Source organism: Pyramidobacter piscolens W5455, assembly GCF_000177335.1.
GTDB classification, from domain to species: Bacteria; Synergistota; Synergistia; order Synergistales; family Dethiosulfovibrionaceae; genus Pyramidobacter; species Pyramidobacter piscolens.
This window is the reverse complement of record NZ_ADFP01000103.1, coordinates 1-12311: the sequence shown is the minus strand read 5'-3', so window position 1 is coordinate 12311 and position 12311 is coordinate 1. Positions and strand designations below refer to the sequence as shown.

At 59.9% G+C, this 12311-nt stretch carries 10 protein-coding genes; 7 read left to right on the top strand and 3 right to left on the bottom strand.

From position 1 onward, the window contains the following. The 7 genes from HMPREF7215_RS09410 to HMPREF7215_RS13310 form a co-directional block, all read left to right on the top strand. The coding region (locus HMPREF7215_RS09410; RefSeq protein WP_009165610.1) for an ATP-NAD kinase family protein at window positions 1–996 on the top strand (996 nt) is incomplete at its 5' end. 81 nt (window positions 997–1077) lie between these two features. Further along, the gene (locus tag HMPREF7215_RS09405; protein ID WP_009165609.1) at window positions 1078–1833 is read left to right on the top strand and encodes an SDR family NAD(P)-dependent oxidoreductase; all 756 of its coding nucleotides are present in this window, start codon (window positions 1078–1080) and stop codon (window positions 1831–1833) included. Between the two features lie 132 nt (window positions 1834–1965). After that, on the top strand, window positions 1966–3432 hold the full coding sequence (gene nhaC / locus HMPREF7215_RS09400) for a Na+/H+ antiporter NhaC (protein WP_009165608.1): 1467 nt from the start codon (window positions 1966–1968) through the stop codon (window positions 3430–3432). A gap of 151 nt (window positions 3433–3583) precedes the next feature. Beyond that, window positions 3584–4771, top strand: coding sequence for a pyridoxal phosphate-dependent aminotransferase (locus HMPREF7215_RS09395; RefSeq protein ID WP_009165607.1), 1188 nt, complete (start codon window positions 3584–3586; stop codon window positions 4769–4771). Window positions 4772–5070: 299 nt separating this feature from the next. Beyond that, on the top strand, window positions 5071–6648 hold the full coding sequence (locus tag HMPREF7215_RS09390; RefSeq protein ID WP_009165606.1) for an amidohydrolase: 1578 nt from the start codon (window positions 5071–5073) through the stop codon (window positions 6646–6648). Between the two features lie 281 nt (window positions 6649–6929). Then, window positions 6930–8402, top strand: coding sequence for a Na+/H+ antiporter NhaC family protein (locus HMPREF7215_RS09385; protein WP_009165605.1), 1473 nt, complete (start codon window positions 6930–6932; stop codon window positions 8400–8402). Window positions 8403–8530: 128 nt separating this feature from the next. Then, window positions 8531–8887, top strand: a complete 357-nt coding sequence (locus HMPREF7215_RS13310; RefSeq protein WP_009165604.1) for a DUF6176 family protein — start codon at window positions 8531–8533, stop codon at window positions 8885–8887. A 302-nt stretch (window positions 8888–9189) separates the two neighbouring features. Here the strand turns inward: HMPREF7215_RS13310 and HMPREF7215_RS09375 are convergent, their stop codons facing one another. The 3 genes from HMPREF7215_RS09375 to HMPREF7215_RS09365 form a co-directional block, all read right to left on the bottom strand. Then, complete coding sequence (locus HMPREF7215_RS09375) at window positions 9190–10611, bottom strand: YfcC family protein (protein ID WP_198004595.1); 1422 nt, start codon at window positions 10609–10611, stop codon at window positions 9190–9192. A 57-nt stretch (window positions 10612–10668) separates the two neighbouring features. After that, window positions 10669–11853, bottom strand: coding sequence for a trans-sulfuration enzyme family protein (locus HMPREF7215_RS09370; protein ID WP_009165601.1), 1185 nt, complete (start codon window positions 11851–11853; stop codon window positions 10669–10671). Window positions 11854–11977: 124 nt separating this feature from the next. Continuing rightward, window positions 11978–12211 (bottom strand): hypothetical protein, encoded by a 234-nt coding sequence (locus tag HMPREF7215_RS09365; protein ID WP_009165600.1) that lies wholly within the window; start codon window positions 12209–12211, stop codon window positions 11978–11980. Window positions 12212–12311: the final 100 nt, after the last annotated feature.

Sequence of the window (12311 nt, the reverse complement as noted above, 5' to 3'; positions counted from 1 at the left end):
GCCGCGGAGCGCATGGCTCAGGCGCTCGACGCCGCGCTGCCGCTGCCGGCGGGCGTGCGATTTCTCGCCTGCGGCGGCGCAATGGGAGAAACGCTTTTGAAAGATCGACGGCTTCCCTACGAAGTCATCTGGCGGCCTTCGGGCGAAAGCCGCGCCGCCGACACGCGTGCGGCCGTCAAGGTTATGGCGGCCGCCGGCGCGGAACTGATCTTCTTCGCCGGCGGTGACGGCACGGCCCGCGATGTCTGCGCCGCGCTGGACGGGGCGGAAATTCCCGTGACCGGCGTGCCGGCGGGCGTCAAAATCCATTCGGCGGTGTACGGCGTCACACCTGTGCGCGCCGGCCAGCTGCTGCGCAAATTCGCCTCCGGCGGCGTGAAGGAGCTGACCGACGCCGAAGTGATGGACATCGACGAAGAAGCTTTCCGCCGCGGCACGGTCAGCGCCCGCCTCTACGGCTATCTGAAAGTGCCGCTCGACCGCGGCTGCCTTCAGGATCGCAAATCCGGCGGCGCGAACTCCGACGCCTGCGACCGCTCCGCCATCGCCGTGTGGGTCGCGGAGCACATGGCCCCCGGCCGCCTGTATCTGGTCGGCTCGGGCACGACCACCCAGGCGATCATGGACGAGCTGAAGCTGCCCGGCACGCTGCTGGGCGTCGACGCCGTCAAAGACCGCCGCCTGATCGGCGCCGACCTGACGGAGCGCCAGCTTCTCGACCTGGTCGAGCCGGGCAACACCACGCTGATCGTCACCGTCATCGGCGGGCAGGGACACATATTCGGCCGCGGCAACCAGCAGCTCAGCCCCGCCGTGCTGCGCCGCGTCGGCGTGGAAAACGTGACGGTCGTCGCCACGCCGGCCAAGCTGATCGGCCTGTTTCCCAGGCCGCTGCTCGTGGACACCGACGACCCGGAACTCGACCGCCGGTTCGCCGGCTACGCCGCGGTGGTGACCGGCTACGACCGCCGTCAGATGTGCCGCTTGGAGTGCTGAGATATTTCCGACGTTTTGCCGTAGAATAAAAAAGTTCGGGCGAAGCGCCCGAACGGGAACATTTTTTGAGGAGGTCTTTTTATGGCACGTTATGAAGAGCTGAGAGGCAAGCGCGTGATGGTCACCGGCGCGGCCAGCGGCATCGGACTGGCGACGGCCTGTCGTTTCGCGTGCGAGGGGGCGAAGGTTTTCATCGTCGATTACAACAAAAAAGCCCTTGAGGCGACGCAGAAGGAGCATCCCGAGTTCGCCGGATTTTCCGCGGCCGACGTCTCCGACGAGGAGAACGTGAAGCAGGCTTTCGCGGAAATGGACCGCCTGCTGGGCGGCATCGACGTGCTGATCTCCAACGCCGGCATCTCCATCCGCAGCGACGCGCTCGACATCCCCTACGCGCAGTGGAAAAAAGTGATGGACATCAACCTGGGCGGCATGTTCCTCTGCGCCAAAGAGGCGGGGCGCCGCATGAAGGCGCAGGGCGGCGGCGTCATTCTCATGACCGCCTCCAGCAACGGCACCGAAGGCCACCGCTGGTACGCCGATTACAACGCCTCCAAGGCCGGCGTGATCCTGCTCACCAAGACGCTGGCGCTCGAACTGGCCCCCGTCGTGCGCGTCAACTGCGTGTGCCCCGGTTACGTGCTCACGCCCATGCAGCGCGCCGAGTACACCGACGAGATGCTGGCCAAGGTCAACGAAGGCATCCCCATGAAGCGCCACGCTACGCCCGAGGAGATCGGCGCGCTTTACGCCTTCCTCGCCAGCGACGACGCCCAATACATCACCGGCGCCGACATCCGCATCGACGGCGGCGAGACGGCGGGGCTGTATTCGTAAGATAATATTCGCGTGACAATGTAAAAGATCCCTTAGATCCTGAACCCCCGACGATGGCCGGTGCGTTCTCAGCCCGGTCTGAGGGATTTTTTGCAAAACAGAAACCGTACTGCATAAGAGGGGGGAGTTTTAATGGCGGACCAGAACTCTGAAAGCGTATTTAACGAGGAAGCGTCAACTTATTTCAGGCCCAAAACGTGGGTGTCTTTCGTCATTGTCGCGTTTCTGATTTGTTCCATGTGCAGCGCGATCTTTGTCACCGGAGTGCAGCTGCATATCACAATGATGGTCAGCATGGGGTTCAGCATGCTGCTTCTTGCGTTTGACGGTTGTTCCTACAAAAAACTTGAGGCGGCCATCATATATGGCGGCAAGCTTCTTATCCCGACTCTGGTCCTGCTGTATTGCATCGGCGCGTTGATCGGGGCATGGATCGCCGGTGGAACGGTGCCGATGATCATTTACTGGGGATTGCGGCTGATTGATCCGAAATACTTTTTGGTGACAGCCTGCTTGGCTTGTATGGTGGTATCGATGGCTTCCGGCAGTTCGTGGTCTACGATCGGCACCGTGGGCGTCGCGCTGATGGGGGTCGGCGTTGGATTGAACGTGAATCCGGCAATGACGGCGGGAGCTGTCGTCTCGGGAGCGGCGTTTGGCGATAAAATGTCGCCGTTGTCCGACACGACGAATATTGCTCCGGCTGTTGCCGAAGCGGATTTGTTCGATCATATTCGCGCGATGTTATATACAGGCGGCCCGGCAATAGTATTAGCTCTGGCCGGTTTTGCCATTTTGGGCTTTCAAACCAGCGGGACGACGGATGAGGCAACTGTACTGAACATCATGACGTCGCTCCATGGGCTTTTCAGGATGAACGTTTTAACGTTGATTCCCGCCCTTATCGTTCTGCTCCTCGCGTTGAAACGCTTCCCCGCGTTCCCTACGCTGTTGATTTCGATGCTTACGGCGGCGTTGCTCGCTGTCGTAATGCAAGGCCAGAGTATTCCGTCGATCCTGACGATCATGGAGCAGGGATTTGTTTCGAATACCGGAGTGGAGCAGATCGACAAGCTGTTGACGCGCGGCGGCATCTTCTCGATGAACTACAACTGCGGACTGAGCACGCTTGTCATGGTTTACGGCGGCATCCTTGAAAAGTGCGGGGTCCTCGACGTGCTTCTTGAAAAGATGCATTCTTTTACGAAAACGGTCGGCCGCCTGGTCGCAACGACTGTCTGTCTGGAAATTTTTCTGAACTTGATCACGGCGAGCCAGTACATGACGATCATTCTCGGCGGCAAACTGATGATGCCGGCCTACAGAAAGCACGATTTGCTTCCGCAGTGCCTGTCGCGGACCTTGGAAGATTCCGGCACGGTCACGTCGTTGTTGATCCCCTGGAATCTGTGCGGAGCGTTCGCGACTGCGGCTATCGGCGTGAACAGTTTCTCTTACCTCCCTTATGCTTTATTCAACTGGCTGTGCCCATTGATCGCCGTAATCTGGGGTTTTACGGGGCTGTTCCAGTGGAGAACGGGCGCTATCTCCAGCAAAAGGACATATCGTCGCGAAGATTCCGTTGTCGATGCGGAGTAAAGTTTTATGCCGATTTTTTCAATGACGCTTTTTTATTGAAAACCAGTATGAGACAATCAAGGAAGGTTATCGCAAGGCAATGGGGCGTTGGGTGTCTTATAAGTGAGAAATGGTACTGGAATGACACCGAAAAGAAAGAGAGGAGATTCCCATGATCGCTCTGCACGAAAAGACGCGCCGTATCTCTCAGTGTTCGTTTGGAGGAGGCATTCGCGACATCGCCGATGCCTGCAATAAACTCGAGAAAAAAGGCATGAAGACGTTTCACTTTGAAATCGGCGAGCCCGACTTCGACTCTCCCGAAGAGGCAAAGGAAGCTTGCAAGCGCGCCCTCGACGAGAACAAAACACATTACACTTCGATGTATGGCATCGAGGAGCTCCGCACCGCAATTTCCGAACATGAAGCTCGCAAAGGTTACACGTTGGATCCGAATAATCTTGTTGTAACCTGCGGCGCGGAAGAGGCGTTGATGACTCTAATGCTTGCGTTGCTCGATATCGGCGACGAGATTGCTCTCTTCACGCCGTGCTACCTTGCGTATCGCGAAGAGGCTCTGTTCGCCGGCGCGGTGCCGGTCGAGGTGCCGGCGAAACTCGGCGAGTACTACGGCATCGACATGGAGAAACTGAAAGCCGCGGTGACCGACAAGACCCGCATGATTCTCCTCAACACGCCGAATAACCCCTCCGGTTGCGTTGTGAGCCGCGAAGACATGGACAAACTTGTCGGGTTCGTCAAAGGGAAGAACATCTGGTTGGTTGCCGACGAGTGCTACTCCGAGATTATCTATGGCAAAAAGCATGTTTCGCCGCTCGATTATCCGGAGATCGCCGACCAGACGATCATCGTCAGCTCTTCGTCCAAGACGTTCGCCATGACGGGCTGGCGCATTGGCTATGCCTATGTTCCGCGTGCCGTGGTTCCGATGCTTGCCAAGGCTCATCTGATGACTACAAGCTGCGCGTGCGCGTTCGGTCAGATCGGTGCGGCTGCCGCGTTCAGAGACTGCAAAACTTTTACGCAGGAGAAGGTGGCACGATTCAAGGAACGTCGCAACGTCGTCGTTGAAGCGTTGAAAAAATGCCCCGGAGCGGATTTCCCGTCGCCGGAAGGCGCGTTCTACGTTCTGCCGTCCATCGAAAAACTGAACATGAAACCGCTTGATTTCGCGATGGGCTTGATGAACAAATACGGAGTCGCCGTAGTCCCAGGCGATTCCTTCGGCATCAAAAACCACGTGAGAATTGCCTATACGGTCGGTATCGACGCGATCCGTTCCGGCATGGAGCACTTCGTCGCGTACTACAATGAGTGTCTTGCGGCTGCACGGAAATAGCAGGCATCTGAAGCCAAAAGTTTTCAACCGCTTTCGCCGGGTGAGTTATGCGACGCCTAACGGCGCGGGTGCGGCTGATAAACGGTTGGTTAGTGACTCATACGAGTTTTCGTTAAAAAAGCACAGGTTCTTCGCCCTTGTTATAGCGCCGAAGGCACGTTGAAAACTACATGAAATCGCGTGCCGGCGCGGCATAATCAATGATGCCTTTAGTTGAAAATCAGTATGACAGATTCCGGCCGCCTTTTACGTGGCTCCGGTGCAGCTGAAAAATTTGACCTCGTTAAGGAGGCGGTATCATGTCGAAATCATGTGTCGTGACGGGAACCATATGGACCGGCGATCCGCGGAATCCTCGCGCGGAAGCCCTGCGCGTCGTTGATGACAGAATCGTTCAGGTAGGAGCGCGATCTTTCGTCGCTCCGGCAAAAGACGAAGACGTCTGGGATTTTGGCAGTTGCCTGGTGACGCCCGGATTCACCGATTCTCATATTCATTTTGGAGCTTACGCCCGCGCCGGTATGTATCCGGATTGCGGCACCGCGAACTCGCTTGAGGAACTGCTCGAATTTCTCCGGGCGCAGGTAAAAGACGCGGCACCCGGGCAGTGGATTCGCTGCGTCAACTTCATTGAGCTGAATTGGAAGCGTCCGGCCGTCCCGAGTCGTCTTCAGCTCGACGGCGTTGCGCCGGAGACGCCGTTGCTCGTGAGCCATTACGGGGCTCATTTTCACGTCGCGAACACGAAAGCGTTTGAACTTTCGGGCCTGTGGGATTCGCATGATCCGGAGATCGAACGCGGCGCGGACGGACTGCCGACGGGACGCTTGTTCGACAGCGGCGCCGACGCGATGATCAAAGCCGTTGAAGCTCAGTACGAGACGAACGAAGCGCTGATGTCTTTCTCCGAAAGAGCGCTGAAAAAACTGTCGTCGATGGGGATCGTGGCGCTGCACGCCTGTGACGCGCCGTCCTACGCCCTGGGCGAGAGGCCCGACATCCTCCAGGATCTTGATGAAAGAGGCGCGCTGCCGATGCGCGTGTTCCTCTACCACGACGAGCTGCCGAATTTTGCGATTCGTTCCGGAGCCGGTCTGAACGGCGGGCATATCGCCTACGCCGGCCTCAAACTCTTTGCCGACGGATCCCTGGGAGCCCGCACGGCCGCCCTGAATGAGCCGTATTCCGACAAAGACGACGAATGCGGCCGTCTGCTGTACACTGATGAGAAGTTGATGGAAAAACTTCGCGCCGCGCAGAAGCGGCGTATTCAGGTGCAGGTTCACGCGATCGGCGACGCGGCGAACGAACAGGTGGTTCGCTGCATGGAGGCCGTTCAGAGAGAGCTTGGCCGGCCGACGTTTTCATACCGCCTGAATCATGCGATCGTGCTGCCCGAGGGAATGCCCGAACGCATTGCCCGCGCGGGGATCGTCGTCGATCTTCAGCCCATCCAGATGTGGGATGACCGCAACATGGCGCCTTTGCGCCTTGGCGGACGCTTGTATCGTCGGGCGTATCAACTTCGCCGGCTTGCTGACGCGGGCGTGCTGCTGACGGGATCGAGCGACGCTCCGTGCGATGATCCGAATCCGTGGTACGGCATGGGGATCGCGGCGACGCATCGCGGCCTCGACGGTGCGATGCTGGAGGGTCAAGATGCCGGCCAAAAGCTGACGCGTGACGAGGCGCTGGCGTTGTACACGACGAACCCGTGGAAGGCCCTTGGGGTGAAGGACGGCACGTCCGGAATGCTCGTTCCCGGTGCCCGCGCCGACATCGCGGTAGCCGACAGGAACGTATTCGAACTTGCTCCTGAAGATTTGTGCAAGGTGAAAAACCAAGCGACGTTTTTTGAAGGGCGGCGGGTGTTTTAAAAGATTTATTTGGAAAGGCGGAAGCGTTCGTTGTGGCTGCTCGCCAACAGGGAAAACGCCGGATTGAAGAGAGTGTCTGGCATCGGCATGTCCGGTTTTCCTGAGTTCTAAGATTTTGTATTGCATAATTTTAAAATCGTAGATAAAATAATATCCGTAAAATATCTCCGCACGAGAAGAGAAAAGGGGGAGCAGGTTGAGCGAAGGGGGGAGAGATTTTACCGGAGGGATCTCATTTCTTTTCGGGAACCGCGGAAGAATTCTAGAGGGAGGTTTTTTGTATGATCGCACTGGTAAAGCTGCTGCCGATCTGCGTTATGGCCGGACTGATGCTTTCCGGCATGGACATCCTGCTGGCGTCGCCGATCTCCTTTATCTGCGCCTGCCTCGTGGCGATGGTTACGGACCATTACAAGTTCAACGAGCTGCTTGACGCGGCGCTGGACAACCTGAAGAACTTCCTGATCGTGTTCCTGATTTTGGAAGCGGCCTACGCCGTGGCCGAGTGTTTCATGGCCACGGGCGTGGCGGCCGCGATCATCAATCTGGCGCTGTCGCTGGGACTGACGGCCAAGCTGGTGGCCGTGGTGGGGTTCCTCGTCACCTGCGTGCTGTCCGTGGCCACGGGCACGTCGTGGGGCACGATCGCGGCCTGCGCACCGATCTTCCTGTGGCTGAACCACATCGTCGGCGGCAGCGTGGTGCTGACGTTCGCCGCGATCGCCGGCGGTTCGTGCTTCGGCGACAACATCGGCCTGATCTCCGACACGACGGTGGTCAGCTGCGGCATGCAGAACGTGCAGCTGGTCGACCGCATGCGCTATCAGGGCGTGTGGTCGGGGCTCTGCCTGCTCGTCAGCGCCGTGATCTTCTATTTTGCGGCCGTGGCGATGGGGCTGCCCGATACGGAAGGTTCGGCGGCCGTGGCGATCCAGCAGATCCCCGAGGGCGTGTGGACGGTCCTGGCCGATAAACGGCCCGCGGCGGTGACGCTGCTGAAACAAGTGCAGGCGGGTGTGCCCTATTACATGGTGATCCCGCTGCTGGTCGTGCTTCTTCTTGCCGTCCGCAACGTCAGCACGCTGATCTGCCTCGGCGCGGGCATCCTCTTCTCGGGGCTTCTCGGCTGGGTGGCCGGCACGGTGACCGACATCAACAAGTTTCTCCAGCTGGTTTACGACGGCGCGTCGGCCGCGGGCGGCTGGTCGATCGCCATGATGCTCTGGGTCGGCGCCTTCGGCGGCGTCATGCGCAAGATGAACGCGTTCGATTCGATCGCCGCGATGATCTTGAAGGTCGTCTCCAAAGTGCGCCAGCTGATGTTCTGCAACGCGCTGCTGTGCCTGATCGGCAACGCGGCGATGGCCGACGAGATGGCGCAGATCGTCACGATCAGCCCGATCATCAAGAACCTCACGGAGAAATCGGTGCGGGGCGACGAAAAGGCCATGTACCGTCTGGCGCTGCGCAACGCCACGTATGCCGACGCCATGGCCGTGCTCGGGTCGCAGCTGATCCCGTGGCACGCCTACATGGGCTTCTTCATGGGCATCGCCACGTCGGTGTATCCGCTGGCGGCCGACACGCTGACGGTGATGGGCGTGATCACGCACAACTATTTCGCCTGGGTCGCCGTGGTCTCGATGCTGGTCCTGACGATCACCGGCTGGGACCGTTTCATCCCACTGTTCAGCATCCCCCGCGAGCCGGAGGTCAGCTTGAAGAAAGAAGCGGCTGCGTCTGAGGCGGTCTAAATCCGGCGCCAAAAGGAAAACGGTTCCAAGGCAAAAAATATGGGGGGAAGAAGCGGGCTGACGTTCGGCCTGCCTCTTTCCCCCTTTCGTTTGAAGGCGCTTGCGGCGAATGCCGGGAAGGAGGGCTCATGAAGAAAAAATTGGACAATAAGCTGTATAAATTTGAAATCATCAAAGGCCGGGAAGACGTCGCGGAAGAGTGGCTTCGTTTCCTGAACGACAACAGGGAGACGGGCGAACGGCTTCTGAAGGAGGAGAAAGCGTATTTGGAGGCTTATTTCAAGGCGGTCGAAAACGGCGTGACATATCTGTACATGTTTTTTTCCGCCGAAGACGTGAATTTCTCGAACGACAAAGCCCTGAACCACGGAAGCGACGCCGACAAAAAGCACTTCGAGTATATGAAGGCGTGCGTCGACTTCTCAAAGGGGGCGGTCATGGACTGCCTTTTTTATCTCAACAACGTCGAGGACGCCGTCGAGTGAACTCGCCGCCCGAAGAACGCGCCGGACGGAAAGACACGGCCGCTGACGGAGACGCCGCCGCGCCGTCAGCCGTTCATCGGCGACCCGAAGGACGTGGATTACGCCGTTTTCTAGAAACAAAGCGCGCGGTGGCCGAAGACCCTTCTTGAAAATTGGTATGGAAAAATGCTTCGGCGGCGATGTTCCACGTGGAACATCGCCGCTGAAAAACGTCCGGCAGCTGTTAAGCTGCCGGACGTTGCGTTATGTCAGGGGTATGATGTTTTTCCGCTTTTCGTCGTTTTGCCGCGGCGGCGTTTGCGTTACCAGCCCATCAGCACGGCGATCTCGATCATGATCATCTGCGCGAGAAAGAGCATGGCGAAGAGCTTGGCGAACCATTTCAGCCACAGGTCGTAACGGATGTCGGCGAGGCCGCAGATGACGACGATGCCGCAGGTCGGCCAGAGGATGTTGGAGAGCCCGTCGCCGAACTGATAGGCCAGGCAGGCCACCTGACGGCTGACGCCGAGCGCGTCGGCCAGGGGTGCCATGATCGGCATGGTCACGGCCGCCTGGCCGGAGGCCGAGGGCACGAGGAAATTGATGACCGTCTGCACGACGAACATCAGCTGCGCGGAGATGGCCGAGGGCGCGTTTTTGAGCAGATTGGCGAGCGCGTTGATGATCGTGTCCATGATTTGGGCGTCCTTCATGATCACGACGATGCTCTTGGCCAGACCGGTAAGGATGCAGCCCCAGAGCACGCCTTTGGCCCCCGTCAGCATTTCGGCGCAGTACCTGTTGGGGTTCCAGCCGGAAATCAGCGCCGCCGCGGCCGACATGACGATGAACAGCCCGCAGAGCTCTTTGTAGCCCCAGCCCCATTGCGTCAGGCCGATCATCAGCACGGCCAGCGTGACGAGCACGTCGAGCAGGATCAGCCCGTGCCGCCAGGTGAACCGGTATTGGTCGAGCTCGCCGCGGTCGAAGGAATGGAGGCAGGGTTCGCCGTACATCACCGAGGACTGGGGCGATCTTTTCACTTTCGCGGCGTAGCGCATCACGTAGGCGATGCAGAGGCCCATGAACACGGCGAAGCAGATGGCGCGGTAGACGACGCCGGAATAGAGCGGCACGCCGGCGATGGACTGGGCGACGGCGACCGAATAGGGGTTGAGCGTCGCGGCCATGAAGCCCACGTACTCGCCGAGGGCGAGGATGGCAAATCCCGTCATCGCGTCGTAGCCGATGGCGACTCCGAGGCCGACGATCAACGGGTAGAAGCCGTAAAACTCGCTGAGCATGCCGAAGACCGAACCGCCCAGGCCGAAGAGGACCATGAGGATGGGGATGAGCAGCTTTTCGCGGCGGCCGACCTTTTTCATGACCTTGCCGATGCCGGCGTGGAACGCGCCGGTCTTGACCATGACGCCGAACGTGGCTGCGCAGGTGAGGATGACGAAGATGATGTCGGCGGCCTCGTAGCAGCCCTGATAGAGCGAGGCGAAAAGGCCGATGAAGCCGGTGGGCTTCGTCTGCGCCTTGGGGATGGCGTGGTACGATCCGGCGACGGCGACGCTGCGCATCGTGCCGTTGACGTCGACCTTCTGGTAGTCGAAGCTGCCCGACGGGATCACCCAGGACAGCGCGGCCATGACCGCGACGATGGCGAAGACGACCAGCCAGGTGTCGGGCATGTGCAGTTTCCTTTTTGCCGCCGCTTGGGCGGTTGGTTCGCTCATCATGAAAGACCTCCTCGAGAAAATTTTCGCCGGGCGCGCCGCGGCTGTTCCGCGAGGCTACGCCGACAGCGCGCCGCTGGCCTCGAGGGCCTGCTGCAGGTCGGCGATCAGGTCGGCGGGGTCTTCGAGCCCGACGCTGAAGCGGAAGAAGCCCTCGCGGTAGACGGGCGGATAGTGGGGCAGCTTGTCGCTGTTCTTGTCGTAGTAGACGATCAGGCTTTCGATGTCACCGAGCGACACGGCGTGCGTGATCAGGCGCAGGCTGTCGAGAAATTTCTGATGGACCCGCTCGTCGCCCTTGATGTCGAACGAGATCATGCCCGAGTACTGGCCGCCCATGAGGCGCTTGGCCAGTTCGTGCTGAGGATGGCTCGCCAGTCCCGGATACCAGATGAAGCGCACGGCCGGACTCCGTTCGAGGAATTCCGCCACCGCCTGCGCGGCGCGGCAGTGCTGAGCCATGCGCAGCGGCGCCGTCGCCAGCCCGCGCGCCACCAGCCAGGCGTTGAACGGGCTGAGGATGCCGCCGTAGTTGACCATGGCCTCTTCCTTGATCTTCGTCAGCAGCTCGCGGCGCCCCAGCACGCAGCCGCCGAGCGAATCGCCGTGGCCGTTGATGTACTTGGTCATGCTGTGGATCTCGAGGTCGGCCCCGTGCTCGAGCGGGCGCAGGCAGATCGGCCCGGCGAACGTGGCGTCGACGGAGAGCAGCGCTCCCGCCTCGTGGGCGATCCGCGCCAGCGCGTCGAGATCGGCGATGCCCGTGGTCGGGTTGCCGGGCGTTTCGGCGTGGATCAGCTTCGTGTTGGGGCGCACGGCGCGGCGCACCGCCTCCGCGTCGGTGATGTCCACGAACGTTACCTGGATGCCGTACTTCTTCGGCAGAAATTCGCGGAACTGCAGGTTCGTGGCGCTGTAACAGACCTCGGAGACGACGGCGTGGTCGCCCGAGTTGAGGAACGTGGTGAACACGCTCATCAGCGCCGCCACGCCGCTGGCGAACACTGCGCCGTCCTCCGCGCCGGCGAGGGCGCAGAGCCGGTCCTGCAGCACCATCTGGTTGACGTTGCGGTTGCGCTGGTAGATGTTGCTGTTGATGCCGCTCCAGTCGACGGGCGTGCCGTCGGTGGGAATGCGGTAGTTGGACGTCATGTAGACCGGCGTGTTGATCGCGCCGAAAGCATCGTCCCTGCGCGCGCCGGCGTGAACCGCCAGCGTGTTGACGCTCAGTTTCCGTTCCATGAAAAAACGCCCCTTTTCTGTCGCTGAGATTGTGATCGCGAAACTGCCGGAATGCAGCTCGATTTTATGCCAGAATCTCGAATCTGTAAAATGGCCCTTTCCCAGCGCCTGTCCTGCGGGGCTTTCAGCGCAGGCGCCGGAGCGAGACGATCAGGTTGCCGAAGCCGCCGTCCAGCCTTTTCCACGTGGCATCGACAGGGCAGACAAAGCGGTAGTCGTCGTTGCCGCGAAAGGCGGGGCCGTTCGCGTTGCCGGCGAGCGCGTCCCGACAGCCCCGAATCAGATCGTCGAGGATCGAGGCCGGCATTTCCGTGTAGTTATGGTCGACGACTTTGAAAAAATCGCTCCGTTCGTTCACGTTCACCGCTCCTCTCGCGCCGCGAAAAATGTCATATCGCCAAAGATACAACAAAGACGCTGCCCTGTCCACTGGAAAGAGCGGCGCCTCTCGGTCTTTG

What these genes read in the sequence shown, in the direction of transcription:
- HMPREF7215_RS09405 (WP_009165609.1), top strand. Translation starts at nt 1,078, where the DNA reads ATGGCACGTTATGAAGAGCTGAGAGGCAAGCGCGTGATGGTCACCGGC.
- nhaC (WP_009165608.1), top strand. Translation starts at nt 1,966, where the DNA reads ATGGCGGACCAGAACTCTGAAAGCGTATTTAACGAGGAAGCGTCAACT.
- HMPREF7215_RS09395 (WP_009165607.1), top strand. Translation starts at nt 3,584, where the DNA reads ATGATCGCTCTGCACGAAAAGACGCGCCGTATCTCTCAGTGTTCGTTT.
- HMPREF7215_RS09390 (WP_009165606.1), top strand. Translation starts at nt 5,071, where the DNA reads ATGTCGAAATCATGTGTCGTGACGGGAACCATATGGACCGGCGATCCG.
- HMPREF7215_RS09385 (WP_009165605.1), top strand. Translation starts at nt 6,930, where the DNA reads ATGATCGCACTGGTAAAGCTGCTGCCGATCTGCGTTATGGCCGGACTG.
- HMPREF7215_RS13310 (WP_009165604.1), top strand. Translation starts at nt 8,531, where the DNA reads ATGAAGAAAAAATTGGACAATAAGCTGTATAAATTTGAAATCATCAAA.
- HMPREF7215_RS09375 (WP_198004595.1), bottom strand. Translation starts at nt 10,611, where the DNA reads ATGAGCGAACCAACCGCCCAAGCGGCGGCAAAAAGGAAACTGCACATG.
- HMPREF7215_RS09370 (WP_009165601.1), bottom strand. Translation starts at nt 11,853, where the DNA reads ATGGAACGGAAACTGAGCGTCAACACGCTGGCGGTTCACGCCGGCGCG.